Raw genomic sequence first — 16,891 nt, 5'->3', positions numbered from 1 at the left:
CTTGCACGAAATTGGGGAGCGGGGCGCCTCTCATGAAAGCCGTAATTCTGGCCGGCGGCTTCGGCTCGCGTCTTTCGGAAGAAACGATCGCCCGCCCCAAGCCGCTGATCGAGATCGGCGAAAAGCCGATGCTGTGGCACATCATGAACATCTACGCCCATCACGGGATCACCGAATTCATCGTGTGCGCCGGCTACAAGGGCTACATGATCAAGGAATACTTCACCAACCTGTTCATCCACCACAACGACATCACGGTGGACCTTTCCAACGGCACGATCGAGCATCACAGCGCCGAACAGGTCAACTGGCGGGTGACGGTTGTCGATACCGGCATCCAGTCGATGACCGGCGGACGCCTGCGCCGCGTGGCGCCTTACCTCGATCCCCACGAGCCGTTCTGCATGACCTATGGCGACGGGCTAGGCGATATCGACATCACCGCCGAGATCGCCTTCCACCGCGAACATGGCCTGGAAGCGACGATGTGCGCGGTCGTGCCGCCGGGCCGTTTCGGCGCAGCCAATATCGAGAACGGACGCGTCACCTCGTTCGTCGAGAAGCCGAACATCAGCAATCAGCGCATCAACGGAGGATTCTTCGTGCTCAACCGTTCGGTCATCGATCTGATCGAAGGCGACGCGACGGTGTGGGAGCGCGAGCCGCTCGAAAAGCTCTGCGCCGCCGGACAGCTTGCGGCCTTTGAGCATGACGGGTTCTGGCAGCCGATGGATACGCTGCGCGAAAAGGTGCAGTTCGAGGAACTGTGGAACTCCGGCAAGGCGCCCTGGAAGGTATGGGGCTGAATAGCTTCTGGCAGGACCGGCGAGTTTTCGTCACGGGACAAACCGGCTTCAAGGGCGCCTGGCTGAGCCTCTGGCTGGAGCGGCTGGGTGCGACGGTATCGGCAGTAGCGCTGGCACCCGTATCGTCGCCGTCGCTCTATGCGATGGCAGCGCCCTGGACTGGCAAGCACTACACTGCCGACATCCGCGATTCCGCTGGGCTTTCCGGTTTGCTGCGCGAAGCCGAGCCGGAAATTGTCATCCACATGGCGGCGCAAGCGCTGGTGCGGCCCTCCTATGCCGATCCTGTGGGGACCTACGCCACCAATGTCATGGGCACGGTGAACCTGCTCGATGCCGTGCGCAGCACGCCCTCGGTGCGCACAGTGCTCGTGGTGACCTCGGACAAGGTCTATGCCAACGATGGCCAGCCCACAGCCTTCGTGGAAAGCGATCCTCTGGGCGGCAGCGATCCCTACAGCAGTTCGAAGGCCTGCACCGAACTGGTGTGCAAGAGCTACGCGAAAAGCTTCCTGCGCGAGCAGGGCGTCGTCCTCGCCACCGCGCGCGCCGGCAATGTCATCGGCGGCGGCGACTGGGCGGAGGACCGGCTGGTGCCGGATTTCGTCCGCGCGCTGGAAAGCGGAGAGCCGGCCATGCTGCGCTATCCCGATGCCGTTAGGCCCTGGCAGCACGTGCTGGAACCTCTCGGCGGTTATCTCACCTATGCCCGCGCGCTAACCGAGGGCGGGAGTGCCGGTTTACCCGATGCGCTGAACTTCGGCCCCGACGCGCAGGATTTCGCCACCGTTGCCGAACTGGCCGAAGAACTGGGGCGCGGCTTCGGCCTAGCCCGAAGCTGGGAGCAGGCTCCCGGCAAATGGGCCAGCGAAGCGCCGTTCCTGATGCTTAATTCCGCCCGCGCCGCTGACGTTCTGGGATGGCGTCCCTGTCTCGACCGGGGGCAGACCGTCGACTGGACGGTCGCTTGGTACGACGCCCATCGCCGGGGAGCGGACATGCGCGAATTCACGCTGCAACAGATCGCAGCCTACGAGGACCTGATGGCATGAGCACGCGCCCCTGCCGGTTCTGCGGCGCGCCGGTGGAACAACCCTTCGTCGACCTCGGCGAAACCCCGCTCGCCAATGCCTACCTCACCGAAGCGCAGATCGCGCAACCCGAACCGGCCTATCCGCTGCGCGCTTTCGTGTGTTCGCAATGCTGGCTCGTCCAGGCCGACAGCTTCGTGCCGCCCGAGGACATCTTCAGCCACTACGCCTATTTCTCCTCCTACAGCGACAGCTGGGTGGAGCACGCTCGGCGCTTCACCGAAATGACACGCCAACGCTTCGGTCTGGACGAGACCTCGCAAGTGATCGAGGTGGCGAGCAACGACGGTTACCTGCTCAAGCACTTCGTTGCCGCGGGCGTGCCTGCACTCGGGATCGAACCTGCCGAGAACGTCGCCGAGGCCGCCCGGCAGATCGGCGTGCCGACCGAGGCGCGCTTTTTCGGCGAGGAGACGGCGCAGGATCTGGTGAGCCGGGGCCTCGCGGCGGACTTGGTCATCGGTAACAACGTGCTGGCCCACGTGCCCGACATAAACGACTTCGTCGGCGGCCTTGCAGCCGTCCTCAAGCCCGACGGTGTCGTCAGCGTCGAGTTCCCCCATCTACTGCGGCTGATCGAGGGAGTTCAGTTCGACACCGTCTATCACGAGCACTTCTACTACCTCTCGCTGCTGGCGGTGGAGACGGTCTTCGCAGCACACGGCCTGAAGGTCTTCGAAGTCGAGGAACTGCCCACCCACGGCGGCAGTCTGCGCGTGCTGGCCTGCCCAACAACGTCGCAGGCGCACGAAACCGGCCCCGGCCTCGCCAAAGTGCGTGGCGATGAAAAGGCCGCCGGGTTCGACCGGATCGAGACCTACGCCGCGTTCCAGAGCCGTGTGGCCCCGGTGCGCGAAGGGCTGCTGGCATTCCTCGATGAGGCCGCACGCGATGGGAAGACGGTCGCCGCCTATGGCGCAGCGGCCAAAGGCAATACCCTGCTCAACTTCTGCGGCGTGGGCACCGACCGGATCGCCTATGTGGTCGATCGCAATCCGGCCAAGCAGGGTCACTTCCTGCCCGGTAGCTACCTTCCGATCCTGCCGCCCGAAACGCTCGCCGAGACGCGGCCTGACTATGTCCTGATCCTGCCCTGGAATATTCGCGAGGAAGTCATGGCGACGATGGGCGAGGTGCGCGAGTGGGGCGGGCAGTTCGTGGTTGCCGTTCCGGAACTGACGGTGCTGGCGTGAAGTTCGTCCCAACGGACGTGGCCGGGGCTTTTCTGATCGAACCCGAGATGCTCGAAGACGAGCGCGGTGCTTTCGCCCGCACCTTCTGCGCGGAGACGTTCGCAGCGCAGGGCCTTGCCAGCGTCTATTCGCAATGCAACGTCTCGACCAATGCCAGGCGTGGCACGCTGCGGGGCATGCATTTCCAGATCGCCCCCAGGGCGGAGGCCAAGCTGGTGCGGGCAACGCGCGGGCGCGTGTTCGATGTCGCGCTCGATCTGCGGCCGGAATCGCCCAGCTACCTCAAGTGGGCGGCGGTCGAACTCGATGCCGTCCGGCACAATGCCTTCTACATTCCCGCCGGCTGCGCCCACGGGTTCCTCACGCTTGAGGACCATTGCGAGCTGTTTTACCAGATGTCCGAGATCTACGCGCCGGATCTGGCTCGCGGCGTGCGCTGGGACGATCCCGCCTTCGCCATCGCCTGGCCCTTCGCGCCCGAAGTCATCGGCACGCGCGATGCCCACTATCCCGATTTCAGCAACGAGGTGGTCCTTTGACCGACACGAAACTCAGCATCTGTATCCCGACCTACAACCGGGCGGAATACCTGCGAACTGCGCTGACCTGCCTGGCGGAAGCGGATTTCGATTTTGCCCACGAAATCGTGATCTCGGACAACGCCTCCAGCGATAACACGCAGGAGGTGGTGCAGGGTTTCATCGATAAAGGCCTGCCGATCCTCTATCTGCGCATGCCGGAAAATGCCGGTCCGGGCCCCAATCTCACCAACGCGATCCAGCACGCCTCGGGCGAGTACATGATCTATCAGGGAGACGACGACCTGCTGATCCTGCCGCGGATCAAGGATGTGATCGCCTACCTCGACGCCAACCGGGACGTCAGCGCCTGCCATGCGCCGTGGTATCTCTACGACGAGGTTCAGGGCGTCGATCACCGCAAGTTCTACGAGGTGGATGCGGATGTGAAGTTCGAACGGCAGGATTTCCTGAGCGTGTTCGAATTCATCTTCCAGAAGCACATCTTCCCGGAAATCGCGATCTACCGCATGTCGAGCGTGCGCTCGTCCTTCGTGCCGCGCTTCTTCTGCTTCTGGCCCTTCGTCTATCTCGCCCACTTCCTCGATCAGGGCGCGGTGACTTTCCTCAAGGACCCGTTCTACCGTTCGGTCACCGTGTCCAAGGTTGCGCCCAACCGCGAGCAGGCGGGCAACGAAGATGTCATGACCTCATGGGACATGTATCGCGGCGGCCTCGAATACTTCCTGCATTTCGGCGTCAGCCGCGGCAAGCTGAGCGACGACGAGGAAGCGCGCGCGCTCTACGACCGGATGTGCCACATTTTTACGGCGCTGCGCATGTCGGTGGCGGTGCGCTTCTGGGTGGCGCGCAACGACTATGTGCGGGCCTATGAACTCTACACGCGCATGGCCATTGCCGGTTTCGGCGACCATCCCAGCGTTGCGGAACTGCGCTCGCAGTTTCCGGCGATGGTTGGCCTGCAGACGCTGGCCTACAACGTCAGCGCCATACCCGAGGTGAAGCGCCTGATCCTGAGCGAGGCGGATGATCCGCAGGCCATCGGTGAAGTGCTGCGCAAGCTCGGCCTCGCAGACCATATCGAAGTGACGGGCGATGCCGGCGAGAGCGATGCACAACCGGCCTCGACCGCCGTTCTCGTGTCATCACAGGAAGCGGCAGATGCCTTTGCAGGCCGGGGCTTCGACCCGCACTTCGTGTTCTTGGAAAGCGACCTGATGAAGTTCGTGCTGGTCTAGCACGGACGGTGCCGGGTCTCGGCGCCTAGTCCTGCGAGAGACATTCCCGCCAGTTCGCAAACCGCTCGGCGAAGCGGGCGCGCAGGGCATCGCGCTGTGAATTGATTTGCCGAAGCTTCGTTTCCGCGACCTGGGCAACGAGGTTCGCAACGGGTTCAAGCTGGTCGCTCTTCTGTGCGGCCAGCGAGGGCAGCACCGTATTGCCGAACAGATACTGCTGCGCGTGAAAGATTTCGATGTCCTGCGCGCTGCTGCGCTGGTTGCGATTGATCGTGATCTCACCGGATTCGAGGCCGGCTTCGATCTCCTTCAAGACCCCGTCCGAAACGCCTGCCGTTTCAAGAAGTCGCCGCCCGGCAAAGCCGTGGGAAAAGTCCGACAGTTCCCAGCAGTCGAGCGTGATGGCTGGATCGACGGTTGCCAGGTAGTTGCGGAACTCTCCGAAAACGGTTGCGTAGTCGAAGACATAAGCCACCGGCACAAGGGCCTGCCAGGCAGTCCAGAAGCTGCCCTGCCGAAGCGCGGCATTGGCCGCCTGTTCGACGCTGATCGGAAACCACTTCGCCGCTTCTGCATAGATCGATTCGAAGTAGTCGAACGGGTCCCGGACCGAGAAGACGTAGCGGACTTCTTCTGCTTCCCTTTCGCGGAACGCGAGACCGATGCCGAGGCCGTAGACCTTCTGGCACAGCACATTTTGAAAATGCTCGGTCGATATCAGCAATGTCGTCGCGTCCCGGGCTCGGGCGTCGGCCATGACCCGGTCCACCCATTCGTAGTCGTCGATATAGGCCCGCTCGGCGAAGTCGCGGTGACCGAGCACGGCGGGGGGATAATACACCCCTTGATCGGCCAGCGCGGGGCCGACCCGATGCATCAATGTCTGGAACGCCGTGGAGCCGTTTTTCGCGCATCCGGCGTGGATGATAACCTTCAAGATGAGCCCCCTGTAAACCTTGGGTAGTGGCGTTTCGCTGTTAGTGCTGTTGTCTCATTGCCGACCACAGCGTTTCGGCTCCGGCTGCCTTGTTTGTCAGCGTGTCGAAAGACGGGTCGTCCGGAAAGCATTGGGCGAAGTGGGCCAGCGTGCCTTTGCGTGCAGGGCCCTTGGCGTCTTTTTTGGGCGAACCGGGATCTTCCAGCGTGGAAAGAAACCATTCGGCGGGCGTCGATCCGAGTATCGCGTTGTAGTCGGTCTTCCGCTTCTCAAGCGAGAGCACGTCGCGGTAGATCGCCGCGAATTCGCCGGCGGATTTTGTGGCGGTCCGGGCTTTCGCCATGGAGCGGGCTGCGGCCTGTCCGATTTTTCCGACCGCATCCGGATTGCGCAGCATCCATTTCAGGCGCTCGGCAGCGGCGGGGGCATCGGCTTCGATGAATCCGGTGCGGCCATGCTCGACGATGGCGCGTTCGGCGGGATTGTCGAAGACGAGCGGCGCGCAGCCCAGCGACATCGCTTCGATGAGCGCGTTCTCGGCGGTACCGAAGTGCTCGGGCTGTAGCAGATAGAGGAATATCCCCGTCTGCCGCAGCACCTCCTCGGGATCGTCGGTGTGGCCGGCAAAGCGCACCGCGGCGGGCTTGCGCATGGCCGAAGCGCGGCGAAGGACGGGGTTTCCTGCGTCCACCTCACCCCAGATGGACACCGGCGTATCGGGCTCGGCGCGGTCCACCACCGCGAAGAAGTCGGGGCTCAGTTTGCTGAAATCGACGGTGCCTAGATAAGCTACATTTCCGGCACGTTCCGGTGATGTGGGAGCGGGTGTTGTAAAGCCGAAACCACTGTTGATCACGCCCAGACCAGTCCGGTCTTTCGGCGGAAGCGCCTGCACGGCAGCGGCTTCCATCGAGCACGCCGAGGTGAACAGGAAACGATGCGGGGCGGTGAGCAGACCTGCAGGGATGCAGGGCGCATGGAGGCCGGAGATGTGCGCCCAGATCACCGTGCGGGCTGCCGGCAGATCCCACCGGCACAAGCACTCGTAAAGCCGCGGGTGGTTCCACCATTCGATCTGCAGCATGTCCGTCTGCGCAACGAGATCGCGCGCAATTGCCGGATCAGGCGCCACGATGATCGTGCCGCCGGCCTGCTCGATGGCGGTCGCATACCGCCGGTCGCGCGGTTCTTCGAGCAGCAGGTAGTGGCGCTGCACATCGGCGCCATCGGCTGCGCAGAGCGCGGCATGGGCCTTGCCCACGCCGCCGCCCAGGTGCGCAGCGATGTGCAGGATCTTCATTCTGCGGCGATGGCGCTCGGCTCCCTGAACCCGCCCGGGGCCTCCACGGACGGATCGATGGTCACCAGCTTGTTGAACTTGTCGAGCAGCGTGGGGCGGAATTCATCGACGTTATCGGGCAGGCAGTGCGTCAGCTGGCCGCAATCGCCGCAGACGCCGTTTTCGCAGCGGCGGCCTTCCAGATGCTGCAGCCGCAGCGCGTTCATCTTGTCGGAGTTCCAGATCTCCTTCATCGACTGCTCGCGCACGTCGCCGATCACCAGCTTGCGCCCCCAATCGAGGAAGCACGAGCTGACGAGGCCGTCGGCGTTCACCGAATAGCCGTAGAAGATGTAGGGGCAGGTGTCGGTGGGCGTGACGTCCTGCTGGTAGATGCCCTTCTCGATCTTCACGCCGGTATGCGCCTCGATGTCGAACTCGGGCCAGCAAGGCGCGAAGTTCTCGACGAAGATGCGGTCGCAGTAGTTGCCGAAGGTGTCGAAGAACTCCTTGCGCTGATCCTCGGTGATCAGCTCGCCCGGGATCTTGATCGCGATCTCCATGTCGCCCTTGTTCTCATAGAGCCACTTCACGTTCTTCACGAAGGCGGGGAAATCGAAGTCGAATCCGGTGAACCGCTTGTACTGCTCGTTGGTCATGCCGTCGACGGAGATGTTGATCCGGTCGAGCCCGGCCTCGATCACCGGCCCGGCGCGTTCCGGCGTCATCAGCGTGCCGTTGGTGGTGGTGTCGATATAGAGGATGTGATCGGCCTGCTTGGCGTAACGCACCATGTCGGCCAGCCGCTTGTTGAGGAACGGCTCGCCGTCCTTGTACATGCGCAGCACCTTGATCGGCTGCGAGAACGCGGCGAGATCGTCGACCACCTTGGTGAAGACGTCGTACTTTATCGCGCCTTGGTAGCGGCCGGTGTCGGCGATCATGTCGCGGTGCCCGGTGGGGCAGAACTTGCACTGGAAGTTGCAGGCGCTGGCCGGGTCGACGAAGACGACGAACGGGGTCTCCAGCGGAATGACCGTTTCCAGCGGCGTGCGCCCTTCCAGATTGATCCGGGGCTTCAGCTGCGCTTTCATAAGAACTCCAGTAGTTCGGCAGATTTTTCGAGATTGCAGACGCCGACCACTGCTGCGGGGTCGGACGGACGAGGCGGCTGGCCTCCGAATTTCAGCAGGTCGCGCCGGCCGTAGCTGTCGGCGATCCGCTCGGCAAAGGCGCGCACGGTCAGCGGCTCGCCCGAACAAATGTTGATGACGCCAGTCTGGCCGCTGTCGACGACATTGGCAATCATCGCGCCCGCCTCGCGCACATCGAGGAAGTCGCGGACCTGGGTGCCGGCGGAAAGATCCGCCTGTTCACCGGCCTGTAGCTGGCGGTGAAGGTAAGCGCCGATCCGCGCGGGATGCTCATCCTCGCCGTGAAGATAGAACAGCCGGCACCAGGAAAAGCGGGTGTCGTGCTGCGCCAGCCACTCGCGCATCATGTGATAGGTCGCGACCTTGCACGCAGCGTAGAAATTGGCCGGTTCGAGCGGAGCATCGACGCAGAGGTGCTCGCCCGGCAGGCGGTACTCCATGCAGGTGCCCACACCGATGACATGGTCCACCCCGGCCTGCGCCGCGCCCTGCGCGAGAGCAAAGCTGCCCTGTACGCAGTCGGCGTTTTCGGGAGCGTTCAGATAGCGGCCGTGCTCGACATACCAGGCGGCATGGATGACGGCGTCCACACCTTCGCAGGCCCGCGCCCACCAAGCGGCGTCGTGCGCGAAGATGTCGTCGGTTTCGATGATGGCGGTATGCGGGACCGGCGCGGCCAGACGCGAAGCGGTGCCGGGGCGGACCGTGACGCGCACGTCATGGCCCCGCCGCTGGAGATAGCGGTGGATCGCTCGACCGACGAAGCCGGTCGCTCCAGTCAACAGCACCACGCTCATGGTAAATCTACAAGCCCTTTTCCCCTTGGCCGACACAACTACCAAGGTTTGGTTAACGATTCCCATACGCTTTGCGTGTGATAAGTTCGTGGTTCGTCACGGGGAGTACGGAAAAGGTCATGCGCGAAAGGGGTCCAGCGGTGCTGACTGGCGCCAATCGCTATGGCCAACGCCATTTCCGCGAAGTGCCGGGGCGCAGCGAAGCACGCGCGCTGCTGGCTGAACTGAGGGACAGCGCCTGCCGTGCGGCGCCGCAACCTCCCCGCTTTCCGATTACGCTTTATGGCGGCGGCGATATGGGCCGGATGGCGCGCGACTACTTCGCCTCGCTCGGCCACGAGATCGGCCTTGTCGTCGACCGCAATGCCGAGACGCTGCGCAAGGACCCGTTCTGGCGCGGCGTTCAGATCGCGCATCCTGATGATGTGCCGTCCCATGTGAAGCAGGATGCGCCGCTGATCCTCTGCGTCGCCACGGCGCCCTTCAAGCCGCTGGAAAGCGAACTGGCGACGGACGGCTGGGCCGAGATCGTCCCCTTCTACGATGTCGCCGAGAGCCAGCGCGATAGGCACCCGCTTTCGAACGGTTGGTTCGCCGATCCGCTGAGCGACACCGATTTCGCGCGAACCGCAGAGGTTCTTGAAGGGTGGGACGACGATCTGTCGCGTGCGCATCATCTGCAGTTCCTCGCCTGGCGCATGTTGCGCGAGGAGTGGACCTTCGAAGGTGCGCCCGTCACGAGAAGCGACCGCTTCTTCATTCCCGAGGTGAGCGCCAGCGCCGACGCATTGGATGAGTTCGTCGATGGTGGCGCGCATCATGGGCAGGTCACGCGCAAGTTCGCGGCTCTGCGCGACAATGCGTTCAGGCAGATCGTGGCCATCGAACCCGATCCCGACAACATGGCCGCCATCGAAGCCATGCGCGCGGCGATGGCACCGGACGTGGCCGAGCGGATCGCGCTCGTATCCGCCGCACTCGGCGCGGAGAACGATACGCGGCCCTTCCATCGCGGCCTCGGCTATGCCTCGCAATTCTCCACCACCGGGCAGGACACACTGCGCAGCGAAACGCTCGACAGCCTCGATCTCGCACCCGATTTCATCAAACTGCATCTGGAAGGCGCGGAGCGCGATGCGCTGCGCGGTGCGCAAGAGACGATCCGGCGCCACCGCCCGATCCTTGCCGTGACCACTTATCACAATGCGGACGGCATCTGGCGGACACCCGCATGGCTGATGGAAACGCTTGAGGACTATCGCTTCCTGATGCGGCTGCACAGCTGGTGCGGTACCGGCGCCGTCGTCTATGCGCTGCCGAAGGAGCAGGGGTGATCCGATGACAGCCTATGCCCGCGACAGCCGCCTGATCTTCGACCTCGGCATGAACAACGGGGACGACACCGACTACTATCTGAAGCTCGGCTACGATGTCGTCGCGCTGGAAGCCAATCCCGCGCTCTGCGCCAAGGCTTCGGAGCGTTTCGCCGATGCAGTGGAACAGGGCCGCCTTACCATCGTTCATGCCGCCATCTGGGAGCACTCGGGCGAGACGAGCTTTCTCGTCAATCTCGACAACGACCACTGGAGCAGCATCGATCCGGGCTGGGCCGGACGCGACGACAGCACGTGTGAGCGCATCACCGTGCAGTGCGTGACGCTGCCCGAACTGTTCGAGCAATACGGCGTGCCCTACTATCTCAAGATCGATGTCGAAGGGGTCGATCATGTCGTGCTCGACCAGCTCCGCGACGCACCGTTGCTGCCCGCCTGCGTCAGCGTCGAGGATTGCCGCTTCGGCTTCGACTACATGGAAACCCTCGCCGCTTGCGGTTACGACGGGTTCAAGCTGCTCGACCAGTCGACCGTCGAGGGGCGCACCGATGCCGAACACGGCCACGTCTTCCCTGCCGGTGCCTCCGGTCCGCTTGGCCGCGATATCGAGGGCGACTGGCTCTCCTACAACGATATGGTGGAACACTACGCCACGACGGTGCGCGACCGCGAAGGCAACCGCCTCGCCCCGCGTACGCGCTGGTGGGACATCCACTGCACACGCCTCACATGATCGGGAATTGATTGCATGTCTGAAAACGCCAAGTTCGCTGCCTATGTGCAGGACAACATCCGCGGCATCGGCGAGGATACCGCGTTCCTCGGCATGACGCAGATCTGGCTGCGCGAGGCGATCCGGCACAATTATGCGCAGAATTTCACCTGGCTCGGCCGCCCGATCATCCAGGTGCCGCAGGACCAGTATGCGATCCAGGAACTGATCTGGGCCTGTCGCCCCGACCTGATCGTCGAGACCGGCATTGCCCACGGCGGATCGCTGATCCTCTCGGCCTCGATGCTGGCCATGCTCGACTACTGCGATGCCCTCGAAGCGGGTACCGTGCTCGATCCGAAGGCCAGCCGCCGCAAGGTGGTGGGCGTCGACATCGATATCCGCGCGCACAACCGCGCCGGGATCGAGGCGCACCCGATGGCACACAAGATCACCACCATCCAGGGCTCTTCGGTGGCGCCCGAGATCTTCGAGCAGGTGAAGGCCCATGCCGAAGGGTACGAGCGGATAATGGTCTTCCTCGATTCCAACCATACGCACGAACATGTGCTGGAAGAGCTGGAACTCTACGCGCCGCTGACCTCGAAGGGGTCCTACTGCGTGGTCTGGGATACCGGCGTGGAAGACCTGCCCGACGAAATGTGCGCCGACCGGCCCTGGGGCAAAGGCGACAACCCGCGCACGGCGGTCTGGGAATACCAGAAGCGGCTGGCTGACGAAGGCCGCACCGCGGCGGATGGAGGCAAGCTCGCCTTCGAACTCGACAAGACCATCGAGAACAAGATCGTCATCACCGCCTCGGTCGACGGGTTCCTGCGGCGGGTTTGACTTAGCCGAACGGGGAATGTGGCTGGTTCGGGTTGATCAGCCGCTAGCGCAGCAGCGAGGCCGTCACCCCATCGATCACATACTGCGCTGCCAGAGCAGCAAGCAGCACGCCCAGCAGGCGGGTGATCACGGCCTCGACCTTGTCCCCCAGCACCCGCATGAGCGGGCCGGCGGCAGCGAGGGCGCCAAAGCTCAGGAGCATGACCGAGAGCATCGCGGCCAGCACCGTCATCGTTTGCTCGAAGCCGTGGGCGCGGCTCATCAGCAGCATGATCGTCGCGATCGAGCCGGGCCCGGCGAGCATCGGCATAGCCATCGGGAAGATCGAAACGTCTTCCACTTCGGGCGTTTCGGCGTGCTCGGCTATCAGCTTTTCGGCGCGTTCCTCGCGCCGCTGGGTGCGCTTTTCGAAGACCATGTCGACCGCGATCATGAACAGCATGATGCCACCCGCGATGCGGAAGGCGTCGAGCTCGACATGCAACGCACCGAGCAACTGCTTTCCGAACAGCGCGAAGGCCACAAGGATCATGGCCGCGACCGCACAGGCGCGCGCGGCCATGATCACGGCCTGTCGCCGGCTCGCCTCTGCCGAAAGCCCTGCATAGATCGGCGCGCAGCCGGGTGGGTCGATCACCACGAAAAGGGTGACGAAAGCCGAGAGGAACAGGTCGAGCATGCTGCGCTCAGTTCGCCTGCCCGGCCACGGATGAAGACAAGACCTCGGTCATGCTCCCGTTCTTGCGCAGGTAGACGGACAGCACGCGCGAGTTGTCGGGCGACACCTTGTAGCTCCACCTCAGGGTGCCGTCATCGGCCTGCCCATAACCGGTCATTCCAGCTTCGCGACGCTTCTCGTGATCGCCGTCGCCGGTGTGCTGAGGCTCGCCGCTGCCGCGCTGGGGGCAATCCGCTACGCTTGCGGAAAGCCAGTCGGGTTTTTCCAGCGGCTCGTTCAGCGCATCGCCCTGATCGAGCACCCAGCGGTAATCGCCCTTCTTCTGCTGCTTCCAGATCGTGGTGAAATAGCCAACCGACCCGTCCGGACGGTTCCATTCGCCCTTGGTCACGCCGAGCGTGCCGTCGCAGCTCATCCAGACCTGGTAGGGTTCCCACTGCACGGGCTGAGCAGGATTGGCGCGGCCTTTCAGCCAGTCCTTCGCCATGACGGGCTGGGGCACGAACATCACGGCCTCGTCATCCGCGAACTTGCGGAAGGCGGTCCATTGCCCGTCTTCGCGCGCGGCACGGGCAAAGGCGATCTCGGCCGCGATCAGGGCGCTGGGATTGGCCGTCCCCACGCCCGCAGGTCGACGGCGCCTGTCAGCACTCGCGGGCGCGGCGAGCATTGCCACCGTCGCACCTGCCAGCAGGAAGGCGCCGAAGCGGTTCAAACCGCGCTCTCGTCCAGCGTGACCCCGGCATTGCGATGCGCGGCGACGATAGTGTTGCGCAGCAGAACGGCGATAGTCATCGGGCCGACGCCGCCAGGGACGGGGGTGATCGATCCGGCCACCTTCGAAGCACCAGCGAAATCGACGTCGCCGACGAGCTTGCCCTTGGTTTCACCTTCGGGCGGCGGCAGGCGGTTCATGCCGACATCGATCACGGTCGCGCCGGGCTTGATCCAGTCCTGCTTGACCATTTCAGGTTGACCGACCGCTGCAATGACAATGTCGGCACCGCGCACGACCTCGGGGAGGTTCTGCGTCCGGCTGTGGGCAATCGTCACCGTGCAGTTCTCACGAAGAAGCAACTGCGCCATCGGTTTGCCGACGATGTTCGAGCGGCCGATCACCACGGCATTGAGACCGGAGAGCGATCCCAGCCGGTCCTTCAGCAGCATCGTGCAGCCCAGCGGCGTGCAGGGCACGAAGCCGGGCAGGCCGGTCGCCAGACGCCCGACGTTGACGACGTGGAAGCCGTCGACGTCCTTGTCGGGGTTGATCGTGGCGATCACCTTCTGCTCGTTCATGTGCGCCGGGAGCGGCAGCTGGACGAGGATACCGTCCACCGCCGGGTCGGCATTGAGCTTTTCGACCAGCGCCAGCAGATCCGCCTCCGGCGTTTCGGCGGGCAGCTTGTGCTCGAAGCTGTTCATGCCGCAGGCGACCGTCTGCTTGTTCTTGTTGCGCACGTAGACCTGGCTGGCCGGATCCTCGCCCACCAGCACGACCGCGAGGCCCGCCTTGCGGCCTGCCTGCGCCTCGAAATCGGCTGCTACCTTGGCGACGCGTTCACGCAGGCCCGCAGCAAAGGCCTTGCCGTCGATGATCGCAGCTTCCGACATTACGCGTACGCTATCGCCAGGTTGCGAAGGATGATGCCGAGGATGGTCAGCCCGATGATCAGGATCATCGGCGAAAAGTCGATCGCACCGGTATTGGGCATTATCCGCCGGATAGGCCGCAACAGCGGATCGAGAATGGCGTTTAGGGCGTGATAGACTGCCGCGACGAACTGGTTGTGCATGTTGACCACGTTGAACGAGATGAGCAGGCTCAACACGAACTGCACAATCACCACGAAGACGATGATATTGATGAGATACTGGACGATCTCGTAGAGGGTGGCGAACAGCAACACCTGCTCCTTTCCTGATGGGGACCCGCGCTCAGGTCGAGGCTGGACGCGCTGATAGCCGAGCAGGCGCCATCCCGGCAAGGGTGCGCTCTACCGCTGATCGACAGCTTTCGACGAATACCGATCCGTGCAGTGCGTTCGGGCCGGGAATCAGGGGACCAGCGTGGACGTACGCTCGATCCGCCAGTTGAGCTGTTCCTCGCTCGCGCCGGGCACGTCGTTCACGCGGCGCAGCACGATGGTGCCCCGCTTGGACGGGCGCCCATCGGCGAAATCGACGACGATCGGTGCTTCGTAATAGAGCGAGCCGGCAGCCCCTTCAACATCGCCCTTGCCCACCGCGATCTTGGGGCCTGCCTGCCCGCCGAACTCGGCCTGCAGCTTCTCCGGCGTCATCTGCGCATCGAGGCTCCAGGCCTTTGCGGCATCGATCCAGTCGCCGACGCGGATCGCGTTGGTATAGTAGCGCAGCAGGCGTTCGGGATCGCGGCGTTCGTGCAGCGCGGCCATGTCCAGTCCGGCAGCGATGCCGGCGCTTGCGGCCGCGGATGCATCCACCGAAGGAAGCGGTGCCGGCTCTGTGACGACGGCATCGGTTGCAAATCCGGTCGCCTCGGCGGTCATCTCCGGCGAAGGCGCATTGTTGTCGCAGCCCGCGAGCAGCAGCACGCTGCCCGAAAGTGCGGTGGCGAGCATGGTCCTGGATGCGGCTCTGGTGCGCATGGGATTCGTGATACCTTTCAGCCTTTTGAAGCCCCTCACTTGGTTGCCTGGCCCGTGCGGATCAGCGTGCCGGCCCCTTCCTGCGTGAATATTTCCAGCAACATGGCATGCGATACACGCCCGTCAAGCACGACCGCAGCCTCGCACCCCGCTTCGACGGCGTGCACGCAGGTTTCCAGTTTGGGGATCATGCCGCCGGAAATCGTACCGTCTTGCTGCAGGCGCTCGATGTCGGCAGGCCTGAGGTCGGTCAGCAGGTTGCCCTGCTTGTCGAGCACGCCGTGTACGTCGGTGAGCAGGAAAAGGCGCGCGGCTCCGAGTGCAGCGGCAATGGCGCCGGCCATCGTATCGGCGTTGACATTGTAGGTGTCGCCTTCGGCGCCGGGGGCGATCGGGGCGATCACCGGGATCATGCCGGCAGACGAAATCGTCTCTATCACCGAGGTGTCGATCGTGTCGGGCTCGCCCACGAAGCCGAGATCGACCACCTGCTCGATCAGGCTGTCGGGGTCCTTCTTGGTGCGCTGGACCTTGCGGGCCGTGACCATCTTTCCGTCCTTGCCGGAAATGCCCATGGCCTTGCCGCCGGCCTTGGTGATCCAGCCGACGATTTCCTTGTTGATCGCGCCCGACAGGACCATTTCCGCCACTTCGGCGGTCGCCTTGTCGGTCACGCGCAGGCCGTCGACGAACTGACTTTCGATCCCTGCCTTCTTGAGCATGGCGCCAATCTGCGGCCCGCCGCCGTGGACCACCACGGGATTGATGCCAACCGCCTTGAGCAGCACCACGTCCTCGGCGAAGTCGTGCGCCAGTTCAGGATCGCCCATCGCATGACCGCCATACTTCACCACGAAAGTGCGGCCGGCATATCGCTGCATATAGGGCAGCGCATCGACGAGCGTTTCGGCCTTGGCGAGCATGGCGGGATCGTGGGGATTCGACATGGGATGGGCTTTAGTACCCTTGGCGCGGATTTGAAGAGGTTTTCCGGCAGATTGGCGTTTGCCGCCCGGATGATTGCAGCGAATCGCTCAGTCCGCCGCGGTCACGGCCATGAGCTGGGAGGGAAACGGCCTGGCGAAATCTTGCGCAGGAGCGCCGTCGAGCCAGTCCTGGTAGTCCTCGGGATGAAGTATCACCGGCATCGCCTTGGGGTGGATCGGCCCCACCAGCGGGTTCGGTTCGCAGGTCAGGAACGCGAAGACGTTGCCCTCCTCGGAAGCGCGCCAGATGCCGGCGAAGGCAGGCACCGTCGTGGCATTCACCCGAAACCAGACTTCTTCCCTGCCTGCCCCCGGCTTCGGCTCGGCAAAGCGGGTGAAGGGCACGAGGCAGCGCTGTGCCGGGGAAGCGAGCATGGAGCGCCAGAAGGGGCTGGCCAGATTGCGCACGTTCGTCACGCGCCGGGTGATCGTGGTTCCCGGGCGCTTGCCGGGCACCTTGAGCGGCGCGCCCCAGCGCAGGCGGTCGATTACGGCGCCGCCGGCTGCGTCGCGCACCACCATCGCTTCGCGCTTCGGCCAGAGATCCGTTTCAAACGAACCCTGCGGGATGTCGCTGTCGAGCGACCAGGCGATATAGTCACGCCAGCTGGAGATGAGATCTTCGGCGCCCGCGATGTTGCCATAGTGATTGCACACGGGTCTGCAGCCT

General features: G+C 63.9%; 19 protein-coding genes. 8 read left to right on the top strand and 11 right to left on the bottom strand.

Translation table 11 applies throughout. From position 1 onward, the window contains the following. Positions 1 to 32 precede the first annotated feature (32 nt). Genes rfbF through LK12_RS19990 form a run of 5 tightly spaced genes read left to right on the top strand, consistent with a single transcriptional unit; the run spans position 33 to position 4,867 of the window. Positions 33 to 806, top strand: a complete 774-nt coding sequence (gene rfbF / locus LK12_RS20010) for a glucose-1-phosphate cytidylyltransferase (protein WP_039288217.1) — start codon at positions 33 to 35, stop codon at positions 804 to 806. Continuing rightward, entirely contained in the window at positions 797 to 1,858 is a 1,062-nt protein-coding gene (gene rfbG, locus LK12_RS20005) for a CDP-glucose 4,6-dehydratase (RefSeq protein ID WP_039288216.1), read from the top strand. The genes rfbF and rfbG overlap by 10 nt, the downstream gene beginning before the upstream one ends. Then, positions 1,855 to 3,090 (top strand): class I SAM-dependent methyltransferase, encoded by a 1,236-nt coding sequence (locus LK12_RS20000; RefSeq protein WP_039288214.1) that lies wholly within the window; start codon positions 1,855 to 1,857, stop codon positions 3,088 to 3,090. Before rfbG ends, LK12_RS20000 begins: the two co-directional genes overlap by 4 nt. Continuing rightward, the gene (gene rfbC, locus LK12_RS19995) at positions 3,087 to 3,629 is read left to right on the top strand and encodes a dTDP-4-dehydrorhamnose 3,5-epimerase (protein WP_039288212.1); all 543 of its coding nucleotides are present in this window, start codon (positions 3,087 to 3,089) and stop codon (positions 3,627 to 3,629) included. Before LK12_RS20000 ends, rfbC begins: the two co-directional genes overlap by 4 nt. Next, on the top strand, positions 3,626 to 4,867 hold the full coding sequence (locus tag LK12_RS19990; protein WP_039288210.1) for a glycosyltransferase family 2 protein: 1,242 nt from the start codon (positions 3,626 to 3,628) through the stop codon (positions 4,865 to 4,867). Before rfbC ends, LK12_RS19990 begins: the two co-directional genes overlap by 4 nt. A 25-nt stretch (positions 4,868 to 4,892) precedes the next feature. Here LK12_RS19990 and LK12_RS19985 read toward each other — a convergent pair whose 3' ends face one another. Genes LK12_RS19985 through LK12_RS19970 form a run of 4 tightly spaced genes read right to left on the bottom strand, consistent with a single transcriptional unit; the run spans position 4,893 to position 9,034 of the window. Then, entirely contained in the window at positions 4,893 to 5,804 is a 912-nt protein-coding gene (locus LK12_RS19985) for a hypothetical protein (protein ID WP_156135573.1), read from the bottom strand. 40 nt (positions 5,805 to 5,844) lie between these two features. Next, positions 5,845 to 7,104: a glycosyltransferase gene (locus LK12_RS19980; protein ID WP_039288205.1), complete on the bottom strand. Its 1,260-nt coding sequence runs from the start codon at positions 7,102 to 7,104 to the stop codon at positions 5,845 to 5,847. Next, a complete protein-coding gene (locus LK12_RS19975) occupies positions 7,101 to 8,177 on the bottom strand; it encodes a radical SAM protein (protein ID WP_039288203.1) in 1,077 nt (358 codons plus the stop codon). The genes LK12_RS19980 and LK12_RS19975 overlap by 4 nt, the downstream gene beginning before the upstream one ends. Continuing rightward, positions 8,174 to 9,034 carry an NAD-dependent epimerase/dehydratase family protein gene (locus LK12_RS19970; protein ID WP_039288201.1) on the bottom strand — a complete coding sequence of 287 codons (861 nt, stop codon included), beginning with the start codon at positions 9,032 to 9,034 and terminating at the stop codon, positions 8,174 to 8,176. Before LK12_RS19970 ends, LK12_RS19975 begins: the two co-directional genes overlap by 4 nt. Before the next feature lie 119 nt (positions 9,035 to 9,153). Between LK12_RS19970 and LK12_RS19965 the strand changes: the two genes are divergently transcribed. From LK12_RS19965 to LK12_RS19955, 3 genes are read left to right on the top strand one after another with little or no spacing between them, the layout of a single operon-like run. Next, the gene (locus tag LK12_RS19965; RefSeq protein ID WP_039288200.1) at positions 9,154 to 10,368 is read left to right on the top strand and encodes an FkbM family methyltransferase; all 1,215 of its coding nucleotides are present in this window, start codon (positions 9,154 to 9,156) and stop codon (positions 10,366 to 10,368) included. 4 nt (positions 10,369 to 10,372) lie between these two features. Next, positions 10,373 to 11,101: an FkbM family methyltransferase gene (locus tag LK12_RS19960; protein WP_039288199.1), complete on the top strand. Its 729-nt coding sequence runs from the start codon at positions 10,373 to 10,375 to the stop codon at positions 11,099 to 11,101. Between the two features lie 15 nt (positions 11,102 to 11,116). Next, entirely contained in the window at positions 11,117 to 11,929 is an 813-nt protein-coding gene (locus LK12_RS19955) for a cephalosporin hydroxylase family protein (protein WP_039288198.1), read from the top strand. 43 nt (positions 11,930 to 11,972) lie between these two features. Here LK12_RS19955 and LK12_RS19950 read toward each other — a convergent pair whose 3' ends face one another. The 7 genes from LK12_RS19950 to LK12_RS19920 all read right to left on the bottom strand — a co-directional run bounded on the left by LK12_RS19950 (position 11,973) and on the right by LK12_RS19920 (position 16,878). Continuing rightward, on the bottom strand, positions 11,973 to 12,608 hold the full coding sequence (locus LK12_RS19950) for a MarC family protein (RefSeq protein ID WP_039288197.1): 636 nt from the start codon (positions 12,606 to 12,608) through the stop codon (positions 11,973 to 11,975). Positions 12,609 to 12,615: 7 nt separating this feature from the next. Further along, positions 12,616 to 13,323 carry a hypothetical protein gene (locus LK12_RS19945; RefSeq protein ID WP_231568426.1) on the bottom strand — a complete coding sequence of 236 codons (708 nt, stop codon included), beginning with the start codon at positions 13,321 to 13,323 and terminating at the stop codon, positions 12,616 to 12,618. Then, entirely contained in the window at positions 13,320 to 14,219 is a 900-nt protein-coding gene (gene folD / locus LK12_RS19940) for a bifunctional methylenetetrahydrofolate dehydrogenase/methenyltetrahydrofolate cyclohydrolase FolD (RefSeq protein ID WP_039288195.1), read from the bottom strand. Before folD ends, LK12_RS19945 begins: the two co-directional genes overlap by 4 nt. Further along, positions 14,219 to 14,512 (bottom strand): YggT family protein, encoded by a 294-nt coding sequence (locus tag LK12_RS19935; RefSeq protein ID WP_039289545.1) that lies wholly within the window; start codon positions 14,510 to 14,512, stop codon positions 14,219 to 14,221. The genes folD and LK12_RS19935 overlap by 1 nt, the downstream gene beginning before the upstream one ends. A gap of 150 nt (positions 14,513 to 14,662) precedes the next feature. Continuing rightward, a complete protein-coding gene (locus LK12_RS19930) occupies positions 14,663 to 15,235 on the bottom strand; it encodes a hypothetical protein (RefSeq protein WP_039288193.1) in 573 nt (190 codons plus the stop codon). Between the two features lie 35 nt (positions 15,236 to 15,270). Beyond that, positions 15,271 to 16,182: an acetylglutamate kinase gene (gene argB / locus LK12_RS19925; protein ID WP_039288191.1), complete on the bottom strand. Its 912-nt coding sequence runs from the start codon at positions 16,180 to 16,182 to the stop codon at positions 15,271 to 15,273. Positions 16,183 to 16,269: 87 nt separating this feature from the next. Continuing rightward, the gene (locus LK12_RS19920) at positions 16,270 to 16,878 is read right to left on the bottom strand and encodes an SOS response-associated peptidase family protein (RefSeq protein WP_039288189.1); all 609 of its coding nucleotides are present in this window, start codon (positions 16,876 to 16,878) and stop codon (positions 16,270 to 16,272) included. Between the last annotated feature and the right edge of the window lie 13 nt (positions 16,879 to 16,891).

This window comes from Novosphingobium malaysiense (genome assembly GCF_000802225.1).
In the GTDB taxonomy this organism is placed as follows: domain Bacteria; phylum Pseudomonadota; class Alphaproteobacteria; order Sphingomonadales; family Sphingomonadaceae; genus Novosphingobium; species Novosphingobium malaysiense.
This window is presented reverse-complemented; position numbering and strand designations above follow the sequence as displayed.